Origin of the sequence: Pseudescherichia sp., from assembly GCF_032052675.1 — a bacterium.
Classification (GTDB): domain Bacteria; phylum Pseudomonadota; class Gammaproteobacteria; order Enterobacterales; family Enterobacteriaceae; genus Pseudescherichia.
In genome coordinates this window covers 511,331-535,421 of record NZ_DAMBWA010000001.1, presented here as the reverse complement: position 1 = coordinate 535,421, position 24,091 = coordinate 511,331, and the positions used below count along the sequence as shown (strand labels likewise).

Sequence of the window (24,091 nt, the reverse complement as noted above, 5' to 3'; positions counted from 1 at the left end):
CAGCTGGAGCAGTCCGGGCATCAGATCCTGATAAACCAGGTAACCTTAGCGTAATTTCATTGATATCATCGTGTTAAGAATTTTTACGTTTGTTGTTTAAATTAACACCGGCGCTCATCATCAGCCAGCCAGCGGTTCCGCTTTTTCACCAGCAAACAATTTTTACTTTTTCTCTCGACAGTGGGAAATTTTTCAGGCTATTTTCAATGCTATGCCACTACGACAGGTGGCAACGTCGCTCGGACGGTCCGGGCGCTCACGTTATCCGAGGAATCTATGGCTGAATTCAGTCCTGAACGTCGCTTTACGCGTATCGATCGTCTCCCCCCTTACGTTTTTAACATTACTGCCGAGCTGAAGATGGCTGCGCGCCGGCGCGGCGAAGATATTATTGACTTCAGCATGGGCAACCCTGACGGCGCGACTCCGCTGCACATCGTTGAAAAGCTCTGTACCGTGGCGCAGCGCCCCGATACCCACGGCTACTCAACGTCTCGCGGCATTCCACGCCTGCGGCGGGCGATCTCCCGCTGGTATCAGGAGCGCTATCAGGTTGAGATCGATCCGGAAAGCGAAGCCATCGTCACCATTGGTTCTAAAGAGGGGCTGGCGCACCTGATGCTGGCCACCCTCGATCATGGCGACACCGTACTGGTACCCAATCCAAGCTATCCGATCCATATCTATGGCGCGGTCATCGCCGGGGCGCAGGTCCGCTCCGTGCCGTTGGTCGAGGGCGTTGACTTCTTTAATGAGCTGGAGCGCGCCATTCGCGAAAGCTATCCGAAGCCAAAAATGATGATCCTCGGCTTCCCTTCGAACCCAACAGCGCAGTGCGTGGAGCTGGACTTCTTTGAAAAAGTCGTTGCGCTGGCGAAGCGTTATGACGTGCTGGTCGTGCACGATCTTGCCTATGCCGATATCGTTTACGACGGCTGGAAAGCGCCGTCCATTATGCAGGTGCCTGGCGCTCGCGACGTAGCGGTAGAGTTCTTCACTCTGTCAAAAAGCTATAACATGGCGGGCTGGCGAATTGGCTTTATGGTTGGCAACCCGGAGCTGGTGAACGCCCTGGCGCGAATTAAAAGCTATCACGACTACGGCACCTTTACGCCGCTGCAGGTGGCGGCGATTGCTGCGCTTGAAGGCGATCAACAGTGCGTGCGCGATATAGCCGACCAGTATAAACGCCGTCGCGACGTACTGGTTAAAGGGCTGCACGAGGCGGGTTGGATGGTGGAGATGCCTAAAGCTTCCATGTACGTATGGGCAAAGATCCCAGACGCCTACGCCGAGATGGGCTCGCTGGAGTTCGCTAAGAAGCTGCTCAATGATGCAAAAGTCTGCGTTTCACCTGGGGTAGGGTTTGGTGAATATGGCGATACCCACGTGCGTTTTGCCCTGATCGAGAACCGGGACCGTATTCGTCAGGCGGTGCGTGGAATTAAAGCGATGTTCCGCGCCGATGGCCTGCTTCCCGTTACGCCAAAAGTATCTGCGGAAGAGAGCGAGTAGAATCGCTTGATAGAATAGAAACAGGAGCCAAATGGCTCCTGTTTTTTTATGCGTGACAGCTGCTCAGATCATCAGGGCGAAGGTGCCGGCCCATACAATGACCATCACGGAAATGCCCATAAAAAAATATTTCACGTTTCATCACTCCGCATACGTCAGGGTACGCATTAATGAACATCAGGACTGATTATAGAGAGCTGAAACTGCACCAAAGCCAAATTGAGAATTTTCTCGCTTAGGATAGCAGCATCACCCCAGAATTTCGGGCGTACCTTACGCCAGACGGCGCTAATGTACGCTTAATTATTACAGGGTGCAAGAGGCTTTTTTTTTAATAATTTTAGGTGCTTAGCTGTGTCGTGGAACGGCGACACTTTTATTTCCTTCTGCAATCATTTGCCTTTCAGCGACGCGATTAACGCTGCGGCAACGCCTTTTTTGCGCTTGATTCATAAGGAATATTTGGCGGAAAAGTGTGCGTTTGATCACTATCATCAGCTGCTGTCAGCACATTAAAAAGCCCGCCGGGGGATGGCGGGCGACGAAATTATTCCATTGCGGCTTTAGCCAGATCGTCCTGTACCTGCTGACGCTGTGCCGGGGTCAGGATCTGATTAAGGTCGAAGTAGTACTTCACCTTGTAGTAACGCGCCTGCTGTTCGGCATTGCCGAAGGCGGTCAGCTGCGTTTTTACCGTATTATCATTCCATTTCCCTGAACGGATCATATCGATGATTGCGCCATCTTTCGCACCGGTGATCTTGATTTGCTGAATATTAGTTTTGAGCTGCTGGTGCAGCTGCTGAATTTTCGTGACCTGATCCTGGCTCAGTTTCAGGTGCTGCACGATAGGATCCTGAGACGGCGCCGGTGCCGTAGAGACATTTGCTGCAAAAGCCGCGCCTGAAGAGAGAGCCAGTGCGGAGACCAGTAAAGCGGAACGCAAAATTTTGTTCATATTTTTAATCCAACAAGCAAGATGAAAGCAAGCTGGCGAGCACATCCTGTCGCCGCTATCTGCTGTAATAACGTATTGGGAAAAAACAGTATAATAAGTCTCTTCCGTCGAAACACAGCATACGCATTTAATATCGCATAGCCACGCAGATTTGTTTTGCCAATGGTAACCGAATGAAAATAATAGTAGGCTCCGTTACTTATATTAATTAATGAATAGATGATGGTTTTAAATTTATATGGTGAATATGTTACATAAGTAATTAATTTTATTTGAGATAAATCTATTTTTGGCACAGGCAGGCAAAGCCAGTCTTTACGGGGCTTGTGAGAGATCCGCATTGATTAATTACGCTTTTTTGAATTTTTTCAGATTGATAAGTTTGTATGAGGGGAATACTCTTCTCCGGAAATTATACTTCCGTACAGGACCATTATTATCTCTTTATTTATTGGCAGTTGATCTCGTTTCTTGAATATTGGCCGGTAGCAGTCAGACCTGTCAATCTATACGGTTCTTTATTAAAGGTATCACTATTTACGCCTGTGCTTGCAGGAAGTTTTTTAACACTCTTTAAAGGTGGTTTTTATGTTTAGAATGTTATCGGCTGAGTTTTTTGGCACGTTCTGGCTGGTTTTGGGCGGGTGCGGCAGCGCAGTTCTGGCAGCAGCGTTCCCTGAGCTTGGAATAGGGTTTGTCGGCGTGGCGCTGGCGTTTGGCCTGACCGTACTGACGATGGCCTATGCCGTAGGCCATATCTCCGGTGCCCACTTTAACCCGGCAGTGACGCTGGGGCTTTGGGTTGCAGGTCGTACGCCTGCTCGTCACGTCATTCCCTACATTATTGCCCAGGTAATTGGCGGTATCGTCGGGGCAGCGGTGCTCTATCTTATCGCCAGCGGTAAAGCGGGCTTTGATGCGACGCTGAGCGGCTTTGCCTCCAACGGCTTTGGCGAACATTCACCAGGCGGCTTCTCCTTTGCCGCCTGCGCGATAGCTGAAGTGGTACTGACGGCATTTTTCCTGTTAGTCATTCTTGGTACAACGGACAGATACGCGTCGGTAGGGTTTGCGCCGCTGGCAATTGGCCTTGCTTTAACGCTTATCCATCTCATCAGCATTCCGGTGACCAACACCTCTGTTAACCCTGCACGCAGCACTGCCGTAGCGATCTTCCAGGGAACCTGGGCGCTGCAACAGCTGTGGGTCTTCTGGGTAATGCCACTTGCCGGTGGTCTGATCGGCGGGCTGATCTACCGGGTTCTGCTTAGCGATACTGTCTCCCTGCCGAAGCAGGCGCAGACAGCAAAAGAGTAGTAGTAGGGCCATCCGTACCCTTCTCAGGCGGTGCGGATGGCTATCTGCCCAAGCGTTGATGGATATAGTAAATAATGAAACGAAAGTTTGTCTGTAGCTTTCTAAGCTGCCTGCTGCTCTCCGGATGCGGTTCGGTAATGGGGCGAACCAGCCTTGCTCAGGGCGAGACATGGTATCCAGGCCCGAAAACGGATATTGACGTGGTTAAAGGGGATAGCGAGCATGACTATAACTTTGTGCAAGGGACGCTGTGGACGTTGGATATGCCCCTGTCGTTAATCGGCGATACGCTGATGCTGCCGGTTGACTATTTTCATGGACCGTGGCGCCTTCAAACGTCCAGCGCGTCATCTTCGCCGAAAAAAGGTTAACGTCCTGTACGCCTCTCGTCAGGGCAGTGGTCGGCAGTACAATAAAGCGCGCGATGGCCTTATAAAATATTGCGAGGAACGCCGTATAGCTCATTTTCAGTGGTGATAGCTGCCGTCTATAGTACATTAAATCATGGTATACTCCTGCCTCACTTTTTCTTTTCCGCTTTGGGGCGTTTTAATATGCAACAGCCCGTTGTGTATGTTGGTGAGTGGCTGGTTACACCCTCTATTAACCAAATCAGCCGTAAGGGACGTCAGCTTACCCTTGAGCCACGCTTAATCGATCTTCTGGTTTTCTTTGCTCACCATCCGGGGCAGGTTCTGACTCGGGACGAATTGATTGATAATGTCTGGACACGCAGTGTGGTCACAGGTCACGTTGTTACCCAGAGTATTTCCGAGCTGCGTAAATCATTAAAAGATGGTGATGCTAACGCGCCTGAGTATATCGTCACGGTACCCAAGCGGGGTTATAAGTTAACGGTAGCGGTGGCCTGGAGTAGTGAAGAAGCGGAGGAGGCTGGTGCTATTACGCTGCCTGTGCCAGAGGGGGTGCCTGAAGCAGCACCTGAAACAGCACCTGAAACACTCGCTGAACTGCCACCTGAAAAGGGTTCGCTCCGTCGCCGACTGAATGCATTTATTGTCTGGGGGCTATTCCTGCTGGCGTTGGGCTCATGCGTGGCGCTGGTTGCGCTGGCAACGATTGATGCTCATCCACCGGTAACTAAAACTCGTCTGCTGCTGAACCCGCGCGATATCGATATCCATTTGGTCGATAGCAGCGGCTGTACCAACCGCAGCACGCAGCACGCCTATGCGGTGGGGCTGGGCAGCCTGATCACCACCACGCTGAACACCTTCTCCACCTTTATGGTTCACGACAAAACTAACTACAACATCAACGAACCCAGCAGCTCAGGAAAAACACTGACCATTGAATTTGTTAATCAGCGGCACTACCGCGCCCAGCAGTGCTTTATGTCGATTAAGCTGGTCGATAACGCTGATGATTCAACCATGCTTGATAAACGCTATTTCGTAACCAGCGATAACCAGCTATCGATTCAAAACGACCTTATGACCAGCCTGTCCGAGGCGCTGACCCAGCCGTGGCCGGACCTTTTGCAGACGATGCTCGCCCAGTATATGCCTGCCCAGAGCACGTCACTGGTGACCTTTTATCAGGCTCATCAGCTATTAATGAAAGGCGACGTTGACTCATTAGGTAAAGCCAGTGAGCTGTTAAACGAGGTATTAAAACAGTCTCCGGAGTTTATCTATGCGAGAGCGGAAAAAGCATTAATCGATGTCTTACGTCACTCCCAGCAGCCGCTAAATGAGAAACAGCTCGCTATGCTCAATGACGAGATCACGCAGGTAAGTGATGCGCCGGGGATGAAAGAGATGGCCATTCTGTATCAAATTGAAACCGTCGATCTACTTGGTAAAGGTAACGTTGACGAGGCTTATAAAACTATCAACAAATCTATCAATCTGGAAATGTCCTGGATTGGATATGTGCTGTTAGGCAAAGTTTATGAAATGAAAGGGCTGAACCGTCTGGCGGCAGATGCCTATATTACTGCCTTTAATTTACGCCCAGGCGATAACACGCTCTACTGGATCGAAAACAGCGTATTTCAAACATCGGTGACTCGCGTTGTTCCCTATCTCGATAATTTCCTCTCTAAAGAGTAAATGCGCGACAACAAGGTTAAATTAATGTTTAAATAATGCTTCTTTTTGTTATTTAAAAGTCTTTTTTGTATTGTGTTTAAGATTTAACTTAATACGATGAGGCCTGCTTAACCTATTGTAATTGAAGATTGTTTATCTTTTCCTGACCTCAAGATGTTATCCTGATATGTAACTCAGAAAGGTCAGGGTGTCATTTTTTTGCAGTTTGTTTTTATTTCACTTTATCCTTAGGACTTTGTTACTGCAGATCCGTACTCTTGTTGGCAGTTGGTCGGATCAATAACAAGCTTCAACTCATGATCCGTACCTCCAAATAACTCTCAGGAGACAACGAAACATGAGTACTGCCAAAAAGATCGGGCTGTTCGCCTGTACCGGCGTTGTTGCCGGAAATATGATGGGGAGCGGTATTGCACTATTACCTGCCAACCTCGCCAGTATCGGTGCTATTTCAATCTGGGGCTGGGTCATCTCTATTATTGGCGCTATGTCATTGGCCTATGTTTATGCGCGACTGGCGACCAAAAACCCACAGCAGGGTGGACCCATTGCTTATGCAGGGGAGATATCTCCAGCATTTGGTTTCCAGACAGGCGTCCTCTATTATCATGCAAACTGGATTGGTAACCTGGCCATCGGGATTACCGCCGTTTCTTATCTTTCGACGTTTTTCCCGGTATTAAATAATCCTGTTCCGGCCGGCATTGCCTGTATTGCCATTGTTTGGCTCTTTACCTTCGTCAATATGCTCGGCGGAACCTGGGTCAGCCGTCTGACGACTATCGGTCTGGTGCTGGTTCTAATCCCAGTCGTGATGACCGCTGTTGTAGGCTGGCACTGGTTTGATATGGCCACCTATCAGGCGAACTGGAACACCTCTACCACAACGGATAGCCACGCGGTAATCAAAAGTATTCTGCTCTGCCTGTGGGCCTTTGTGGGTGTCGAGTCCGCCGCAGTCAGTACCGGCATGGTGAAAAACCCGAAACGTACCGTCCCGCTGGCAACCATGCTGGGTACAGCGCTGGCCGGTATTGTCTATATTGCCGCGACTCAGGTTATCGCCGGTATGTATCCCGCAGCGCAGATGGCTTCATCCGGTGCACCGTTCGCCGTCAGCGCTTCTACCATCCTTGGCGGCTGGGCAGCGCCGATTGTCTCTGCGTTTACCGCTTTTGCCTGCCTGACCTCGCTAGGCTCCTGGATGATGCTGGTCGGCCAGGCCGGTGTGCGTGCCGCTAACGATAACAACTTCCCGAAAGTGTATGGCGAAGTCGATAGCAACGGCATTCCGAAAAAGGGCCTGCTGCTGGCCGCAGTAAAAATGACCGTTCTGATGATACTGATCACCATGATGAACTCTGCCGGGGGTAAAGCATCCGACCTGTTTGGTGAGCTGACCGGTATCGCGGTACTGCTGACCATGCTGCCTTACTTCTACTCCTGTGTAGACCTGATCCGCTTCGAAGGTATCAACGTACGTAACTTCGTCAGCCTGATCTGCTCCGTACTGGGCTGTGGGTTCTGCTTCATCGCCCTGATGGGAGCCAGCTCCTTCGAACTGGCCGGCACCTTCATCGTCAGCCTGATCATCCTGATGTTCTACGGTCGCAAGATGCACCAGCGCCAGCTTGGCAACGACACCGCTAAAAGAGAAACCGCCAGCGCGCTGTAACTCTTAACCCTTTCCTGCAGCCCTTCCTTCACCTGTCACCAATGGCGGGAGGGGCTTGCTCTACCCGGAGATTAGATTATGAACGTTATTGCTATCATGAATCACATGGGCGTTTACTTCAAAGAGGAGCCCATCCGTGAATTGCATCGTGCCCTTGAACGCCTCGATTTCCGCGTTGTTTACCCTAACGACCGCGACGATCTGCTGAAGCTTATTGAAAACAATGCCCGTCTGTGCGGCGTTATCTTTGACTGGGATAAATACAATCTCGAGCTGTGCGAAGAGATCAGCAAGATGAACGAGTACATGCCCCTGTACGCGTTCGCTAACACTTATTCTACGCTTGATGTCAGCCTCAACGATCTGCGTATGCAGGTACGTTTCTTTGAGTATGCGCTGGGTGCGGCCGAAGACATTGCCCATAAAATTAAGCAGAACACCGATGAGTACATCGACGCCATCCTGCCGCCGTTAACTAAGGCGCTGTTCAAATATGTTCGCGAAGGCAAATATACCTTCTGCACCCCAGGCCATATGGGCGGGACGGCTTTCCAGAAAAGCCCGGTCGGCAGCCTCTTTTATGACTTCTTCGGCCCGAATACCATGAAATCCGATGTTTCGATTTCGGTCTCCGAGCTGGGTTCTCTGCTGGATCACAGCGGTCCGCATAAAGAAGCTGAAGAGTATATTGCGCGCGTATTTAATGCCGAGCGCAGCTATATGGTGACCAACGGTACCTCCACCGCCAATAAAATCGTCGGCATGTACTCCGCACCCGCGGGCAGCACCGTACTGATTGACCGCAACTGCCATAAATCGCTGACTCATCTCATGATGATGAGCGACATCACGCCTATCTATTTCCGCCCAACCCGCAACGCCTACGGTATTCTCGGTGGGATCCCGCAGAGTGAGTTCCAGCACGCCACTATCGCTAAGCGCGTCAAAGAGACGCGCAATGCAACCTGGCCGGTACATGCGGTGATCACCAACTCCACCTACGATGGTCTGCTCTACAACACGGACTACATCAAGAAAACGCTGGACGTGAAGTCAATCCATTTTGACTCTGCCTGGGTGCCTTATACCAACTTCTCACCGATCTATGCTGGCAAGTGCGGGATGAGCGGCGGCCGTGTGGAAGGGAAGGTGATCTATGAAACCCAGTCCACGCACAAGCTGCTGGCCGCCTTCTCCCAGGCATCGATGATCCACGTGAAAGGTGACGTTAATGAAGAGACCTTTAACGAGGCCTTCATGATGCACACCACCACCTCACCGCACTACGGCATCGTGGCTTCCACCGAAACTGCCGCAGCGATGATGAAAGGCAATGCCGGGAAGCGCCTGATCGACGGTTCTATCCAGCGTGCCATCAAGTTCCGTAAAGAGATCAAGCGCCTGAAAGGAGAGTCTGAAGGGTGGTTCTTTGATGTCTGGCAGCCGGAGCATATCGATGAACCCGAATGCTGGCCGCTGCGTTCAGATAGCAGCTGGCACGGCTTTAAAAACATCGATAACGAGCACATGTACCTCGACCCAATCAAGGTCACCATTCTCACGCCGGGGATGACCAAAGACGGCGCGATGGATGAGTTCGGGATCCCGGCCAGCATCGTGGCGAAGTACCTGGATGAACGCGGCATCGTGGTTGAGAAAACCGGGCCTTACAACCTGCTGTTCCTGTTCAGCATTGGTATCGATAAAACCAAAGCGCTGAGCCTGCTACGCGCGCTGACCGATTTCAAACGCGGCTTCGATCTGAACCTGCGGGTGAAAAATATGCTGCCGTCGCTGTACCACGAGGATCCGGAATTCTATGAAAACATGCGCGTTCAGGAGCTGGCGAAGAATATTCATAAGCTGGTTGAGAAACACAACCTGCCGGATCTGATGTTCCGCGCATTTGAAGTCCTGCCCTCTATGGTTATGACCCCGTTTGCGGCGTTCCAGAAAGAGCTGCACGGCCAGACTGAGGAGGTCTACCTCGAAGAGATGGTTGGTCGCGTTAATGCCAACATGATCCTCCCGTATCCGCCGGGCGTTCCGCTGGTGATGCCGGGTGAAATGATCACCGAAGAGAGCCGCCCAGTACTGGAGTTCTTGCAGATGCTGTGTGAAATCGGCGCGCACTATCCGGGCTTCGAAACCGATATTCACGGTGCCTATCGCCAGAAGGATGGTCGCTACACCGTCAAGGTGCTGAAGAACGATAAATAAACCCTAAAGACGTCTGCCTGGCCTGCGGGATCGTAGGCCAGGTAAGCGTAGCGCCACCCGGCAAATCTAGCTAGCCCAGGGAGACTCTATGAAAACACCCTCACAGCCGCGTGCGATTTACTACATCGTCGCGATCCAAATCTGGGAATACTTCAGCTTTTACGGCATGCGTGCCTTACTTATCCTCTATCTTACCCATCAGCTTGGCTTCAATGACAGGCATGCGATCAGCCTGTTCAGCGCCTACGCCTCGTTAGTTTACGTTACCCCTATTCTCGGTGGCTGGCTTGCCGACCGCCTGCTTGGTAATCGCATGGCGGTCATCGCTGGCGCACTGTTAATGACCCTTGGCCATGTCGTGCTGGGCCTGGGCTCTGACTCCACAAAAAGCCTGTATCTTGCGCTGGCCATCATCATCTGCGGCTATGGCCTGTTTAAATCCAACGTTAGCTGTCTGTTAGGCGAAATGTATACGCCAGAGGATACGCGGCGGGACGGTGGATTTGCGCTGCTCTATGCCGCCGGCAACGTTGGTTCGATAGCCTCGCCGATAGCCTGTGGACTGGTAGCGCACTGGTATGGCTGGCACGCGGGATTCGCACTGGCAGGAATCGGCATGTTTATCGGCCTGATCGTCTTTTTAAGCGGCCAACGCCATTTTCGTCACGCTCGCCGGGTTAACAAATCTGCTCTCAGCGCGACGACGGTTATGCTGCCCGCCTGGGCGTGGATGGTGCTGTTGCTGTGCGTGGCACCGTTCTTCTTCTCTCTGCTGCTGAAAAATAACTGGGCTGGCTACCTGCTGGCGATCGTCTGCGTCATCGCCGCCCGGATTGTGGCGCGCATTATGGTGAAGTTTCCTGAACACCGTCGCGCGCTGTGGCAAATTGTCCTGCTGATGATGACCGGGACGCTGTTCTGGGTGCTGGCGCAGCAGGGCGGTAGCTCTATCAGCCTGTTCATCGATCGCTTTGTTAACCGTCACATTTTTCACAAAGAGGTTCCGACAGCACTGTTCCAGTCAGTTAATGCCGTTGCCGTGATGGCTGCCGGGGTAGTGCTCGCATGGCTAGCAGGGCCCGGAGTCGGTTCCCATTCTGCGCTGCGCGTATGGCTGAAGTTTGCATTTGGCCTCGGGCTGATGGCGGGCGGTTTTATGCTGCTGGCGCTAAACGCTCACGGTGGCCAGCAGGATGGGCAAGCCTCGATGGGCAAGCCTCGATGGGCCTGATGATTACCGGTCTGTCGATGATGGGCTTTGCCGAGCTGTTTATCGATCCGGTAGCAATGGCGCAAATTACCCGTTTCAACATGCCCGGCGTAGCGGGGGTTCTGACCGGCATCTATATGCTGGCAACCGGTGCGGTTGCTAACTGGTTGGCGGGGGTCGTGGCGCAGCAGACTACCGAGCCGCAGTCCGGTACTGCCGCGCTCGCTGCTTACCAGCACTTTTTTTCGCAGATGGGACTGTGGACCTTCGGCTGCGTGGCGCTGATTGTGGCGCTGCTTGCCGGCGCCAGGTTGGTATTCATCTCTCCGGCCCCCTGCATACAGCATCCCAGTCGTGATTAACTCTATAAGGAGACAGCATGTCCGAACAACTGGTGCACGATGCCGATGAGGCAATCGATCTTAATAGTGAACTAAAAACCCGCCGCGAGAAGCTGGCGCAGCTGCGTGAGCAGGGCGTTGCCTTCCCGAACGACTTCCGTCGCGACCGCACCTCCGATGCGCTGCACGCCGAGTTTGATGGCAAAGAGAACGACGAGCTGGAAGCGCTGAACGTGGAAGTGAGCGTGGCCGGCCGGATGATGACCCGCCGTATCATGGGCAAGGCGTCGTTCGTCACCCTGCAGGACGTCGGCGGCCGGATTCAGCTCTACGTCTCCCGCGACGACCTGCCGGAAGGCATCTACAACGAGCAGTTCAAGAAGTGGGACCTGGGCGATATCCTCGGCGCGAAAGGCAGGCTGTTCAAAACCAAGACCGGCGAGCTCTCCATCCACTGCACCGAGCTGCGCCTGCTGACCAAAGCCCTGCGCCCGCTGCCGGACAAGTTCCACGGCCTGCAGGATCAGGAAGCCCGCTACCGCCAGCGCTACCTGGATCTCATCTCCAACGAGGAGTCCCGCCACACCTTTAAAGTGCGTTCGCGGATTTTAGCAGGTATCCGCCAGTTCATGGTCGGCCGCGACTTTATGGAAGTGGAAACCCCGATGATGCAGGCGATCCCGGGCGGCGCGTCTGCCCGTCCGTTCATCACCCATCACAATGCCCTGGATATGGACATGTACCTGCGTATCGCGCCGGAGCTGTACCTGAAGCGTCTGGTGGTGGGCGGATTCGAGCGCGTATTCGAAATTAACCGTAACTTCCGTAACGAAGGGGTCTCGGTGCGCCATAACCCTGAGTTCACCATGATGGAACTCTATATGGCGTACGCGGACTATAAAGACCTGATCGAGCTGACCGAGTCCCTGTTCCGCACCCTGGCGCAGGACATTCTGGGCACCACTCTGGTGCCTTACGGCGAGGAGACCTTCGACTTCGGCAAGCCGTTTGAGAAGCTGACCATGCGCGAGGCGATCAAGAAGTACCGTCCGGAAACCAACATGGCCGATCTGGACAACTTTGACGCGGCGAAGGCGCTGGCCGAATCAATTGGTATTCACGTTGAGAAGAGCTGGGGGCTAGGCCGTATTGTCACTGAAATCTTTGATGAAGTAGCCGAAGCACATCTGATCCAGCCGACCTTCATCACCGAGTACCCGGCAGAAGTGTCACCGCTGGCGCGCCGTAATGACGTGAATCCGGAGATCACCGACCGCTTTGAGTTCTTCATTGGCGGACGTGAGATCGGCAACGGCTTCAGCGAGCTGAACGACGCGGAAGATCAGGCTCAGCGTTTCCAGGACCAGGTGGATGCGAAAGCGGCCGGTGACGACGAAGCAATGTTCTTTGACGAAGACTACGTGACCGCGCTGGAGCACGGCCTGCCGCCGACGGCGGGGCTGGGGATTGGTATCGACCGTATGGTGATGCTGTTCACCAACAGCCACACCATCCGCGATGTGATCCTCTTCCCGGCGATGCGTCCGGTTAAGTAATTTCTGCAAAAAAGCCGGATAGCGCTGCGCTTATCCGGCTATTTTTGCTTACCACATCAAATCGTCAGGCACGACGAAATCGGCATAGGGATCGTCTTCATCCTTAGCCTGCTCGCTCAGCTCGCTACGCAATACGATATAACTCGCATCACGCTGGGCAATCTTGTCAGCTACGCTGGCGGGGATAATGGCGTATTCGCTCTCCGCGCTGCTATCCGTAACCAGACGCGCAATAGCGAGACGACCGCTAATAAGCTGCGCCTGGGTTGTCTTATCGACGTAGATCTTTTTAATCAGATTGCCGTCGGTGAAGTTATAGCCAATGTCGCCTCGTGAAAGGGTGATCCGGTTCATTTCAATCAGCTGTTTAATCTGCGCCTTAAACTCTTTGGCTAAGGCCGCTTGCTTCTGCTGCTCGCTGAGCTGCTTGTCGCGCTCAATCTGGGCTTTTTTGTTCTCTTCTACCGCCTCTCTGGCCTCACGCGCCTGAACCCGCGATTTCTTGGCGGTGCGCTGCACTTTCGCCATTTTTTTGCTGGAGACGAGTCCAGCTTTCAACATCTGCTCTTGTAGGGTTAACTTTGTCATGTTCGTCGCTAAATCCAGTAAAGTCGTAGCGGGATTATAACCCTAACATTTAGAGCTGAGCCAGATTGCGGCGCGCATACCTCCCGCGACCGTGAATCAGCAAAGGTAAAGGCCGCCGTAAGGGCAGCTTGTGAGTACGCAACGTGTTCCGAGCGCTGTTTTTATACCGCCTGTTCTGCACGGCTTGTAAAGAGAAATTGACAATGTTCTAGGCACAACTCGCCAGACGCTGAATCGAGTCAATTTTATTTGATTGATTTATAATCACTTACGTTACTAATTCCATATGCTCAGTGTGGCTGTTAACGATTTGTTTAATAACAGCTTTAAATTGTTAGCTAATCCGTTAAAATAATCGCCTATTTGTTCAAATTAAGTTGATTGCAATAACACATGTCACATTTCAGAAAAGTAGTTCCCGCTTTTTCGCTTATCGCGATGCTGGTTGCCTCTAATGTTCACGCTGCTGACACTGCCGAGAAAACAGACGTCCTGTTGATTGGCGGCGGTATCATGAGCGCCTCTCTGGGTACGCTGTTACAGGAGCTTCAGCCTGACTGGAAACAGGTCATGGTTGAGAAACTGGATGGCGTTGCGCTGGAATCCTCTAACGGCTGGAACAACGCCGGTACAGGTCACTCCGCCAACATGGAACTGAACTACACGCCTGAGCGTGCAGACGGTTCGATTGACGTGACCAAAGCGCTGGAGATCAACGAAGCATTCATGATCTCGCGCCAGTTCTGGTCATCTCAGGTTAAGCGCGGCGTGCTGAACGATCCGCACTCCTTCATCAACTCCACCCCGCACATGAGCTTTGTTTGGGGCGACAACGTTGACTATCTGACCAAGCGCTACGCGGCATTGCAGCAGACGACCCTGTTCCAGGGCATGCAGTTCTCTACCGACCAGCAGCAGATCAAAAAATGGGCGCCGCTGATCATTGAGGGCCGCGATCCGCAGCAGCGCGTTGCTGCCACCTGGACCCCGGTCGGTACTGACGTTAACTATGGCGAGATAACCCGTCAGCTGGTCGGCAGCCTGAAAAAAACCAGCAACTTCACGCTGGAAACCGGCTCAGAAGTGACTGACTTTAAACGTAACGGTGATAACTCCTGGCACGTGACCATTACCGACGTGAAGAGCGGTAAAGATCGTGCGGTTGACGCGAAGTATGTCTTTATCGGTGCCGGCGGCGGCGCGCTGAAGCTGCTGCAGAAAACCGGTATCCCGGAAGCGGATAACTACGCAGGCTTCCCGGTGGGCGGTTCGTTCCTTGTGACCGAGAACCCGGAAATCACCCGTCAGCACACCGAGAAAGTCTACGGTCAGGCTTCCGTGGGCGCGCCACCGATGTCGGTTCCGCACCTGGATGCCCGTTACCTTGATGGCAAACGCGTGGTGTTGTTTGGGCCGTTCGCGACCTTCTCCACCAAATTCCTGAAACAGGGGTCGTTCTTTGACCTGCTGAGCACCACGACTACCAAGAACGTGATCCCGATGACCGATGTTGGTCTGGATAACTTCGACCTGGTGAAGTACCTGATTGGTCAGGTGATGCTGAGCGAAGATGACCGCTTCGAGGCGCTGAAAGAGTACTATCCGTCGGCGCGTAAAGAAGACTGGAAACTGATCCAGGCAGGCCAGCGCGTGCAGATCATCAAGAAAGACGCAGAGAAGGGCGGCGTGCTGAAACTCGGTACTGAAATCGTTACCGATCAGCAGAAAACCCTGGCGGCACTGCTCGGTGCATCGCCTGGCGCATCCACCGCAGCGCCTATCTCTATCAACGTGATCAAGCAGCTCTTCCCGGCACAGTTCACTTCTCCGCAGTGGCAGGAAAAACTGCATACCATCGTACCGACCTATGGCCAGAAGCTGAACGGCAACGTGGCGCTCACTCAGCAGGTTTGGGATGAAACCGCCTCTACGCTGAATCTGACCAAGCCGCCGGTCATTCAGATGAAGGACGCTGTGCAGTCTATGCCGCAGGCAAAACCGGCTGAAGCCGCACCTGCTCAGCACGACATGGCGCTGTAAGCGTTTAGCTCTTATGTCAGCCCCCGCCGCTATGCGCCGGGGGCTTTTTTATGGGTTTTTGTGGCGTGTTGTAAGCAGAAGGGGATATTAAGCAGAATAGCGGTAACGGGAAGACAAGCATTACCGCGTGAAGGGCTCCTATGCAGCGCTATGCGGTTTGAATGTTACATCGCCACGGCCAGCCAGCAACCCTTCAACGGAGATATCCTCATCAAGGCTATCCCAGTGAATGCCGCGGCGACTTAGCTCGAAGTCATTGCGCTCATCGGGGCTGGCATGCATGAGTTTAGGGAACCATGCCAAGGGTACGCCTAGCGTGCGGGCATCGCTTAGTTCGACCCACATATTGTACTCATCAAAGCGTATATTTTTAGCCGAAATAGTCATTCCAGGCCTCCATCAACATTTTGCGGTTTTCTTCGACCACACCCACTAACTCTTTCAGCTCACGAGCATTAAAGCTGTCATTGCGTGCCAGTAATACAGTGGGCGTTAACCAGAACTTAGCTTCACCATCAGGACCCCGAGCATGAATATGTGCAGGTTCACGAGGATCGCCCTCATTCGAATAGAAAAAGAACCGATACCCTTTGAATCTTAGTATGACAGGCATAGATAAGTTCTCAATGTGGCGGGCATGTTTACTGCGCTATAGAGGATTACTCTATCAGAAGAAAAACGAAGTGTCCCCTGCAGGAATCGAACCTGCAACTAGCCCTTAGGAGGGGCTCGTTATATCCATTTAACTAAGGGGACGAGGCGGCACGAGTATAACGCTATTTGTTGACTGCGTTAAGCTCAGCGCCGCCCGACTGCTTAAAGTGTCACCATTTACGCCTTATTCATCTTCTTTCTGGCTTCTTCCGCCTCGGCTTTCATATCTGCCTTGCGTTTGTTGCTCATATCATTGCGGATCTGCGCATGGCTGAGCAGGGCGAAGATAAAGGTGCCGCCGCAGATGTTGCCCGCAAGCGTCGGCAAGGCAAAGGGCCAAAGGAAATCCGTCCAGGGGATCGAGCCGTTAAAGACCAGGTAGAAGATCTCCACCGCGCCCACTACGATATGGGTGGTGTCCGCCAGCGCAATCACCCAGGTCATCAGAATAATCACTACGATCTTTGCTGAACCGGCCGCCGGGAACATCCAGACCATAGTGGCGACCAGCCAGCCGGAGATAATTGCATTTGAGAACATCTCGGCGGGGGTGTTTTTCATTACCTCCATACCGATCTCAACAAAGGCATCCCGCGTGGCCTCGTCAAAGATCGGCATATATTCAAACGCCCAGGCGGCAATCGCCGTGCCGATCAGGTTACCCAGTAGCACCACGCTCCACAGACGCAGCAGCAGGCCACCGTTTTTCCTGGTCGGGTTCTGCATCACCGGCAGTACGGCGGTGACGGTATTCTCTGTAAACAGCTGTTGGCGGGCCATGATGACGATAATAAAGCCGAAGGTATAGCCGAGGCTCTCCAGGACATAGCTGCCGGGAATGCCGTCCAGCTTAACGTGAAAGATCCCCTTTACCAGCAACGAGGCCCCCATCGACAGCCCGGCGGCGATAGCCGACCAGAGCAGTGCCATCGCATCGCGCTCCATCTCTTTTTCGCCGTCCTGACGAATATGCTCATGGATCGCCATCGCGCGGGAAGGGAGCTCCTCTTCATCTACCTCTATCTCTTCACCGCGCTTATTCTCTTCGCTCTCCACCTCAATCTCTTCCGAGAGCTCCTCCGAATCCTTGTTAATCTTATCTTCTTTTAATTCATCCACGATGGGTCACCTTTCTATTACTCACTTTAATGCTATAAGCGTAGCGGTCTCCGCTAATTTTGCTGGTAAGCGCACCCATCGCAACGGCGTTATTTGCAGGCGGGGTTAAAATGGATAGCGAAACAGAGAAGAAAGCCAAAGCCAGGCTATGCTGAAATCATACCGACGCGCTATTCCGCGCGCATGGACATCTTAAAACGTGCTGATACAATCGCTTGCGTATTCTACGGCGATCGCCGGGGCGCGGTGCAGTTGTGCCGTCACGGGTGGCATTCAGTCATCGCCAAATTTTACAGGGAGACATCTATGAAATTTCGCCTGACGGCGCTCGCGCTGGGCACGACGCTACTGGTGGGCTGTGCCAGCTCCGACTCCGGTGAGCCTCAGGGACGTTCGGATCCGCTGGAAGGGTTCAACCGCACAATGTACAACTTCAACTTTAACGTGGTGGATCCCTATGTTCTGCGTCCGGTCGCCGTCGCCTGGCGCGATTATGTGCCGCAGCCCGCGCGAAACGGCCTGAGCAACTTCACCAGCAACCTTGAAGAGCCTGCCATCATGGTGAACTCCTTCCTGCAGGGCGATCCCTATCAGGGAATGAAGCACTTCACCCGCTTCTTCCTGAATACCATTCTGGGCATGGGCGGTTTCATCGACGTAGCCGGTATGGCAAACAAAGATCTGCAGCGCACCGTGCCGCGCCGTTTCGGCAGCACGCTGGGCCACTATGGCGTGGGCTACGGTCCTTATGTGCAGCTGCCTTTCTACGGCAGCTTTACCCTGCGTGAAGACGCTGGCGATGCAGCAGATACGCTCTACCCGGTGCTCTCCTGGCTGACATGGCCGCTCTCGGTAGGCAAGTGGGCGGTAGAGGGCGTTGAGACCCGCGCGCAGCTGCTGGACTCTGACGGCCTGCTGCGACAGTCCTCTGATCCCTATATTCTGGTGCGCGAGGCGTACTTCCAGCAGCATGACTTTATCGCTAACGGCGGACAGCTGAAGCCGGAGGAGAACCCGAACGCGCAGGCGATCCAGGGCGATCTAAAAGATATTGACGCCGAGTAACCCGGCACAAGGCAATAAAAAAGGTGAACCGTGGTTCACCTTTTTTTATGCACGTCGCGGATTTAGAAAGCCTGGTTTTAAAATGCGTAGTTAAAGTTCGCGCCGTAGAGCCAGGCCTTGCCTTCTGACTCGAAGTTATACGGGCCTTCGGTAAACTTCACCTTCTGACCGTGCATATAGGAGACGCCGACATCCACAGAGGCATCCTGATTGAAGGCATAGGTGGTACCCGCGCTCAGCCAGAGACGATCCTGGTCCGGAATCGAGATAGAGCGTTTGTCAGCCGGGATCGGGCTGTCATCGTAGGCAATACCGCTGCGGAAGGTCCAGTTGTCGTCCATGTAATAGGTGGTACCCAGCGCCAGGCGGTAGGAGTCGCGGAAGCCCTCATCTTTATAGAACAGGGTGCCGCCGTCGCTGTTTTTGGCTTTCAGCTCCTGGAACTGGCTCCAGCTGGTGTAGGCGAGGCTGTAGTGTACGGCCCACTTCGGTGCCACGCGGTTATAGCCTGAAATTTCCCACATCTCTGGCAGGTTCAGGTTCAGTGCACCGTCGATGGTGTTACCACCGGTGCCGGAAGGCAGACCGCGCGGACCCAGGAAGCTGTTAAATGCCGGGTTCAGGCTGCTGCGGTAGTCGCCGTCAAAGTCAATTTTGATCTCAGAGCGGTAGGTCAGGCCGTAGCGATTGTCTTTATCCAGTTCGTAAAGAATACCGGCGTTCCAGCCAAAGCCCCACTCGTCGCCCTTCAGATAAGCAATCTGCGTATCGCTGGTCAGGCTGTTGGCATAGCCAGCAATCGAGCGCAGCGCTGCGCCCTGCGGGGTAGCGGAGGTAAAGCCAGGGGTGCGGCTCAGCTGACCCGCGGTGAGCTGGCCGAGGTCACCCGCGTAGCGCTCCAGCTTCGCTTTGGCATACACCGCGTCAAAGCCAACGCCGAAGCTCCAGTGGTTATTCAGGCGATACGCGCCGCTGAGGTTAAGGTTGATGGTCTCCAGCTCGGTTTTACCGCCCATCGACCCTGCGGCGTAGGTGTCGTTAAAGTCAGTAGCCAGACCGTAGTTTGAGGTCAGGGATGCGCCCCAGCCAAACTGGTCGTTAATCGGCGCGACGAAGTGCAGGTTAGGGACCCACGCCGTCGGCGCGATGTTATCCGCGTCCAGGCTACGGCCAGACGGAGAGACGCCGGAGACATCTACATCCGGATCAACAAAGATGGCACCGCCGGAGAAAGTCGGGCGGTCAAACATCGTAATCAGGGCGGGGTTACGGCTCACGTTACCTGCATCATCAGCGATAGCGCCTTCACCTGAGTAGGCACGGCCAAGACCAGAGGAGGAGAATTCATTAAGTTGGAAGCCTGCTGACCAGGCTTGTGTTGAGACAATTGCCACTGCAACTGCGAGTGCAGACTTGGTAAACAGGGTTTTCTGGCTCATGACCATAACCTCATAATTTATTTTTATACAATAAATGTTACATGCCGTAACAGGAGCGCGGAGTGTAGGGTCTGAGTTACGACAGACAAATCAGACCAGTCGCGAGAGTATAGGTCTGACCAGCCCGAATGTTGCAAGTATGTTTATAAGTATTTTCAAATGTGATCACGGAAACGCGATCTGGCTGGCAAAAACGCGACGGCCTTCAATGAGGGAAAAGGGTGATTATTGCGCCAGATCATTTTTAAGTGTGATATCGGTCACTTATGCGCTTTTGGCGCGCTAACAACTGGAGACCGCAACCGCCAGCGCGTAAAATAGCCTCACTATTTATCGGGCACGCTACGTGCGAATGAGAGAGGACTTTCAATATGAGTAAATGCAGTGCTGATGAAACCCCCGTTTGCTGCTGTATGGACGTTGGCACCATCATGGACAACAGCGACTGCACGGCCTCTTACAGCCGTGTGTTCACCGATCGTGCCCAGGCCGAAGAGACCCTGGCGGCGCTGACGGAAAAAGCGCGTAACGTTGAGTCTGAGCCGTGTGAAATTACCCCAACCTTCACCGAGGTTAACGGTGGCGTTAAGCTCGATATCGACTTCGTTTTTGCCTGCGAAGCTGAAACCCTCATCTTCCAGCTGGGCCTGCGTTAATCTTCCTCTAACGCTCTCGCTGCCGGGAGCGTTGTCTATGCTTTTCTCTGTGTTTTAGCTCGCATTTTTTCGCCTCTCCGCTTGGCTAAATGTAAAAAAATGGTTAAGACTGTTATCAGGTCAGACCACTTTGCGCAGTATGTCAACAGGGGAGAGTTATGAGTCAGGCATTACCGCTTGTCACCCGTCAGGGCGATCGTATAGCCATTGTTAGCGGGTTACGCACCCCGTTTGCCCGCCAGGCCACTGCGTTTCATGGCGTCACCGCCATCGAGCTGGGTAAGATGGCCGTGGGTGAGATGCTGGCGCGCAGCGAAATTCCGCCAGAGATCGTTGAGCAGGTGGTTTTTGGTCAGGTTGTGCAGATGCCGGAGGCGCCCAACATCGCCCGCGAAATCGTGCTGGGAACCGGGATGAACGTGCATACCGATGCCTACAGCGTGAGCCGCGCCTGCGCCACCAGCTTTCAGGCGGTAGCGAACGTCGCGGAGAGTCTGCTGGCGGGGACTATCCGCGCCGGTATCGCCGGGGGAGCCGACTCCTCATCCGTCCTGCCGATTGGCGTCAGTAAGACCCTGGCGCGTACGCTGGTCGATCTCAACAAGGCCCGCTCCGGCGGGCAAAAGCTTAAGCTTCTCTCCCGTCTGCGCCTGCGCGATCTGCTTCCGGTACCGCCTGCGGTTGCCGAGTACTCCACCGGGCTGCGCATGGGTGATACCGCCGAGCAGATGGCGAAAACCTATGGCATTAGCCGTGAGGAGCAGGACGTGTTTGCTCACCGTTCCCACCAGCGCGCCGCTCAGGCGTGGGCCGACGGCAGGCTGGCGGAGGAGGTGATGACCGCCTATGCGCCGCCCTATCGTGAGCCTTTTGTTCAGGACAATACGGTGCGAGCCAATGCGTCGCTCGCCGACTACGGCAAGCTGCGTCCAGCCTTTGACCGTCAGCACGGCACGGTAACCGCCGCCAACAGTACGCCGCTCACCGACGGCGCAGCGGCGGTGATCCTGATGACCGAATCCCGCGCCCGTGAGCTGGGGCTAACCCCGCTCGGCTACCTGCGCAGCTATGCCTTTACCGCCATTGACGTGAAGCAGGACATGCTGCTCGGCCCGGCGTGGTCGACGCCGCTGGCGCTGGAGCGCGCCGGGCTCACGCTTGGCGATCTTACCCTGTTTGATATGCACGAAGCCTTTGCCGCGCAAACGCTGGCTAACCTGAAGCTGATGGCCAGCGACCGCTTCGCCCGTGAGGTGCTGGGGCGCGATCGCGCCATTGGTGAAGTCGATGAGAGCCGGTTTAACGTGCTGGGTGGCTCTATTGCCTACGGGCACCCCTTTGCCGCCACCGGAGCGCGGATGATCACCCAGACGCTGCACGAGCTGCGCCGTCGCGGAGGTGGCTTTGGCCTGGTGACCGCCTGCGCCGCCGGTGGGCTGGGTGCGGCAATGGTTCTGGAGGCCGAATAATGGACATGGAGATTGAAATGGCAACGCCCTCCGCATTTGCTCTTAGCGTGCGGCCGGACAATATCGCCGTCGTCACGATTGACGTCCCCGGCGAGAAGATGAATACCCTTAAGGCAGAGTTTGGCAGCCAGGTGCGGGCCATTATTAAAGCGATCCGTGACAATAAGGATCTGCGTGGCGTGGTGTTTATCTCTGCCAAGCCGGACAACTTTATTGCCGGAGCCGATATCAACATGATTGACGGCTGCACCACTGCCCAGCAGGCCGAAGCGCTGGCGTACGAGGGGCGGAAAATTATGTCGGATATTCACGCGCTCACCATTCCGGTAATTGCTGCTATTCACGGCCCCTGCCTCGGCGGCGGCCTTGAGTTGGCTCTGGCCTGCCACGGGCGCGTCTGTACCGACGATGCCAAAACCGTGCTGGGATTGCCGGAGGTTCAGCTGGGACTGCTTCCTGGCTCCGGGGGAACCCAACGTCTGCCGCGTCTGGTGGGCGTCAGCACGGCGCTGGAGATGATCCTCACCGGCAAGCAGCTGCGGGCACGTCAGGCGCGGAAGGTTGGGCTGGTGGATGACGTCGTCCCGCACGCTATTTTGCTGGAGGCGGCAGCGGCGCTGGCGCTTAAGGGCCGCCCCGCAAACCGTCGGCTGCCGGTAAAAGAGCGCATTCTCGCAGGCCCCCTTGGGCGTGCGCTGCTGTTCCACTTCGTAGGTAAAAAGACCCAGCAGAAGACCCACGGCAACTATCCGGCGGCATCACGCATTCTGGACGTTATCCATATTGGGCTGGCGCAGGGCAAGGGTAGCGGCTATACGGCCGAGGCGCGCGCCTTTGGTGAGCTGGCTATGACGCCTCAGTCCCAGGCGCTACGGCAGATCTTCTTTGCCACCACCGAGATCAAAAAGGATCCCGGCAGCAGCGTCGAACCCGGCCCGCTGCGGTCAGTGGGCGTGCTGGGCGGCGGCCTGATGGGGGGCGGCATTGCGTTTGTCACCGCCAGCAAGGCTGGGCTGCCGGTGCGCATTAAGGATATCAACCCGACGGGCATCAACCATGCGCTGAAATACAGCTGGCAGCAGCTTGATAAAAAAGTCCGCCGCCGCCATATCAGATCCAGCGAACGCGACAGCCAGATGGCGATGATTTCAGGCGCGACGGACTATCGCGGCTTCTCCCATCGGGACGTGGTCATAGAAGCGGTATTTGAAGATTTAGGTCTGAAGCAGCAGATGGTTGCTGACGTTGAAGCACATTGCGCGTCGCATACCATTTTTGCCTCCAACACCTCCTCCTTGCCGATTGGCGATATCGCCGCCCGCGCGGCGCGTCCGGGGAAGGTCATTGGCCTGCACTTCTTTAGCCCGGTAGAGAGGATGCCGCTAGTGGAGATCATCCCCCACGCCGGCACGGATGAGCAAACCATTGCCACGACGGTAAAGCTGGCGAAAAAGCAAGGGAAAACGCCCATCGTGGTGGCGGACAAGGCCGGCTTCTATGTTAACCGTATCCTTGCCCCCTATATTAACGAAGCGATGCGAATGCTGACCGAGGGCGAGCGTGTAGAGCACATTGATAACGCGCTGGTAAAGTTTGGTTTCCCGGTTGGCCCGATCCAACTTTTGGATGAGGTTGGAATCGATACCGGCACTAAAATTATACCTGTGCTAGAAGCGGCATATGGAGAACGTTTTTCACCGCCGGCAAATGTCGTCAGCGCAATTTTGAACGACGATCGCAAAGGCAGAAAAAATGGTCGTGGTTTCTATCTTTATGACGCGAAAGGGCGTACAAGCAAGAAACAGGTGGATCCGGCTATTTATCCGCTGGTGGGGGCAGCAGGCAGCGGGCGTTTAAACGAAGCCCAGGTGGCTGAACGCTGCGTGATGATGATGCTTAATGAAGCGGCACGCTGTAGAGATGAGAAGGTCATCAGAAGCGTGCGCGATGGCGATATCGGCGCAGTCTTCGGGATCGGTTTCCCGCCGTTTTTGGGCGGGCCGTTCCGCTATATGGATCGCCTCGGGGCGGATAATGTCGTTGCAACCCTACAGCGCTTAGCCGCCCAGTATGGGGAGCGGTTTGCGCCCTGTGAGATTTTGTTACACATGGCGCAGCACGGCATGACGTTCTGGCCGCACAGGGACGCCGATCGGGTAAGTTAAGGTCTGGTAAGGGTAAATCTGGCGTTGAA

At 54.3% G+C, this 24,091-nt stretch carries 19 protein-coding genes, 1 tRNA gene and 1 pseudogene; 13 read left to right on the top strand and 8 right to left on the bottom strand.

From position 1 onward, the window contains the following. Positions 1 to 276 precede the first annotated feature (276 nt). Entirely contained in the window at positions 277 to 1,515 is a 1,239-nt protein-coding gene (gene alaC / locus RTX96_RS02485) for an alanine transaminase (protein ID WP_312670002.1), read from the top strand. Between the two features lie 63 nt (positions 1,516 to 1,578). Here alaC and ypdK read toward each other — a convergent pair whose 3' ends face one another. Together ypdK and RTX96_RS02475 are read right to left on the bottom strand one after the other, a co-directional pair. After that, positions 1,579 to 1,650 (bottom strand): membrane protein YpdK, encoded by a 72-nt coding sequence (gene ypdK / locus RTX96_RS02480; RefSeq protein WP_099458783.1) that lies wholly within the window; start codon positions 1,648 to 1,650, stop codon positions 1,579 to 1,581. A 412-nt stretch (positions 1,651 to 2,062) separates the two neighbouring features. Then, the gene (locus RTX96_RS02475; protein ID WP_103818945.1) at positions 2,063 to 2,473 is read right to left on the bottom strand and encodes a Spy/CpxP family protein refolding chaperone; all 411 of its coding nucleotides are present in this window, start codon (positions 2,471 to 2,473) and stop codon (positions 2,063 to 2,065) included. Between the two features lie 588 nt (positions 2,474 to 3,061). On the opposite strand from RTX96_RS02475, the gene aqpZ reads away from it, so the two are divergent. The 7 genes and pseudogenes from aqpZ to lysS all read left to right on the top strand — a co-directional run bounded on the left by aqpZ (position 3,062) and on the right by lysS (position 12,867). Next, a complete protein-coding gene (gene aqpZ / locus RTX96_RS02470; protein WP_312268312.1) occupies positions 3,062 to 3,790 on the top strand; it encodes an aquaporin Z in 729 nt (242 codons plus the stop codon). A gap of 74 nt (positions 3,791 to 3,864) precedes the next feature. Continuing rightward, positions 3,865 to 4,161, top strand: a complete 297-nt coding sequence (locus RTX96_RS02465) for a YceK/YidQ family lipoprotein (RefSeq protein ID WP_312670001.1) — start codon at positions 3,865 to 3,867, stop codon at positions 4,159 to 4,161. A gap of 183 nt (positions 4,162 to 4,344) precedes the next feature. Next, positions 4,345 to 5,865, top strand: coding sequence for a lysine decarboxylation/transport transcriptional activator CadC (gene cadC / locus RTX96_RS02460; protein ID WP_312670000.1), 1,521 nt, complete (start codon positions 4,345 to 4,347; stop codon positions 5,863 to 5,865). 337 nt (positions 5,866 to 6,202) lie between these two features. Then, positions 6,203 to 7,540 carry a cadaverine/lysine antiporter gene (gene cadB, locus RTX96_RS02455; RefSeq protein WP_103818948.1) on the top strand — a complete coding sequence of 446 codons (1,338 nt, stop codon included), beginning with the start codon at positions 6,203 to 6,205 and terminating at the stop codon, positions 7,538 to 7,540. A gap of 78 nt (positions 7,541 to 7,618) precedes the next feature. Then, a complete protein-coding gene (gene cadA / locus RTX96_RS02450) occupies positions 7,619 to 9,760 on the top strand; it encodes a lysine decarboxylase CadA (protein ID WP_103818949.1) in 2,142 nt (713 codons plus the stop codon). 88 nt (positions 9,761 to 9,848) lie between these two features. Beyond that, positions 9,849 to 11,332, top strand: a pseudogene (gene dtpD / locus RTX96_RS02445) (dipeptide permease DtpD). Between the two features lie 17 nt (positions 11,333 to 11,349). Further along, positions 11,350 to 12,867: a lysine--tRNA ligase gene (lysS, locus tag RTX96_RS02440; RefSeq protein ID WP_312669999.1), complete on the top strand. Its 1,518-nt coding sequence runs from the start codon at positions 11,350 to 11,352 to the stop codon at positions 12,865 to 12,867. 48 nt (positions 12,868 to 12,915) lie between these two features. Here the strand turns inward: lysS and RTX96_RS02435 are convergent, their stop codons facing one another. After that, on the bottom strand, positions 12,916 to 13,455 hold the full coding sequence (locus RTX96_RS02435) for a DUF2058 domain-containing protein (RefSeq protein WP_103818952.1): 540 nt from the start codon (positions 13,453 to 13,455) through the stop codon (positions 12,916 to 12,918). 393 nt (positions 13,456 to 13,848) lie between these two features. Between RTX96_RS02435 and mqo the strand changes: the two genes are divergently transcribed. Then, complete coding sequence (gene mqo / locus RTX96_RS02430) at positions 13,849 to 15,495, top strand: malate dehydrogenase (quinone) (protein ID WP_312669998.1); 1,647 nt, start codon at positions 13,849 to 13,851, stop codon at positions 15,493 to 15,495. Positions 15,496 to 15,633: 138 nt separating this feature from the next. Here mqo and RTX96_RS02425 read toward each other — a convergent pair whose 3' ends face one another. The 4 genes from RTX96_RS02425 to RTX96_RS02410 all read right to left on the bottom strand — a co-directional run bounded on the left by RTX96_RS02425 (position 15,634) and on the right by RTX96_RS02410 (position 17,268). Beyond that, positions 15,634 to 15,882 (bottom strand): DUF2442 domain-containing protein, encoded by a 249-nt coding sequence (locus tag RTX96_RS02425; protein ID WP_312229958.1) that lies wholly within the window; start codon positions 15,880 to 15,882, stop codon positions 15,634 to 15,636. Then, complete coding sequence (locus RTX96_RS02420; protein ID WP_312669997.1) at positions 15,866 to 16,108, bottom strand: DUF4160 domain-containing protein; 243 nt, start codon at positions 16,106 to 16,108, stop codon at positions 15,866 to 15,868. Before RTX96_RS02420 ends, RTX96_RS02425 begins: the two co-directional genes overlap by 17 nt. A gap of 71 nt (positions 16,109 to 16,179) precedes the next feature. Continuing rightward, positions 16,180 to 16,251, bottom strand: a tRNA-Arg gene (locus RTX96_RS02415). Between the two features lie 75 nt (positions 16,252 to 16,326). Next, positions 16,327 to 17,268, bottom strand: a complete 942-nt coding sequence (locus tag RTX96_RS02410; RefSeq protein ID WP_103818954.1) for a formate/nitrite transporter family protein — start codon at positions 17,266 to 17,268, stop codon at positions 16,327 to 16,329. Between the two features lie 306 nt (positions 17,269 to 17,574). Here RTX96_RS02410 and mlaA point away from each other — a divergent pair, with 306 nt between their 5' ends. Next, complete coding sequence (gene mlaA, locus RTX96_RS02405; protein ID WP_103818955.1) at positions 17,575 to 18,333, top strand: phospholipid-binding lipoprotein MlaA; 759 nt, start codon at positions 17,575 to 17,577, stop codon at positions 18,331 to 18,333. A 77-nt stretch (positions 18,334 to 18,410) separates the two neighbouring features. Here mlaA and fadL read toward each other — a convergent pair whose 3' ends face one another. Beyond that, the gene (fadL, locus tag RTX96_RS02400; RefSeq protein WP_312669996.1) at positions 18,411 to 19,772 is read right to left on the bottom strand and encodes a long-chain fatty acid transporter FadL; all 1,362 of its coding nucleotides are present in this window, start codon (positions 19,770 to 19,772) and stop codon (positions 18,411 to 18,413) included. Between the two features lie 371 nt (positions 19,773 to 20,143). Between fadL and RTX96_RS02395 the strand changes: the two genes are divergently transcribed. The 3 genes from RTX96_RS02395 (at position 20,144) to fadJ (ending at position 24,062) form a co-directional block, all read left to right on the top strand. Continuing rightward, positions 20,144 to 20,428, top strand: a complete 285-nt coding sequence (locus RTX96_RS02395) for a YfcZ/YiiS family protein (RefSeq protein WP_312669995.1) — start codon at positions 20,144 to 20,146, stop codon at positions 20,426 to 20,428. 158 nt (positions 20,429 to 20,586) lie between these two features. Further along, a complete protein-coding gene (gene fadI, locus RTX96_RS02390) occupies positions 20,587 to 21,897 on the top strand; it encodes an acetyl-CoA C-acyltransferase FadI (RefSeq protein ID WP_312669994.1) in 1,311 nt (436 codons plus the stop codon). 17 nt (positions 21,898 to 21,914) lie between these two features. Continuing rightward, a complete protein-coding gene (gene fadJ / locus RTX96_RS02385) occupies positions 21,915 to 24,062 on the top strand; it encodes a fatty acid oxidation complex subunit alpha FadJ (RefSeq protein WP_409418550.1) in 2,148 nt (715 codons plus the stop codon). The last annotated feature ends 29 nt before the right edge of the window (positions 24,063 to 24,091 follow it).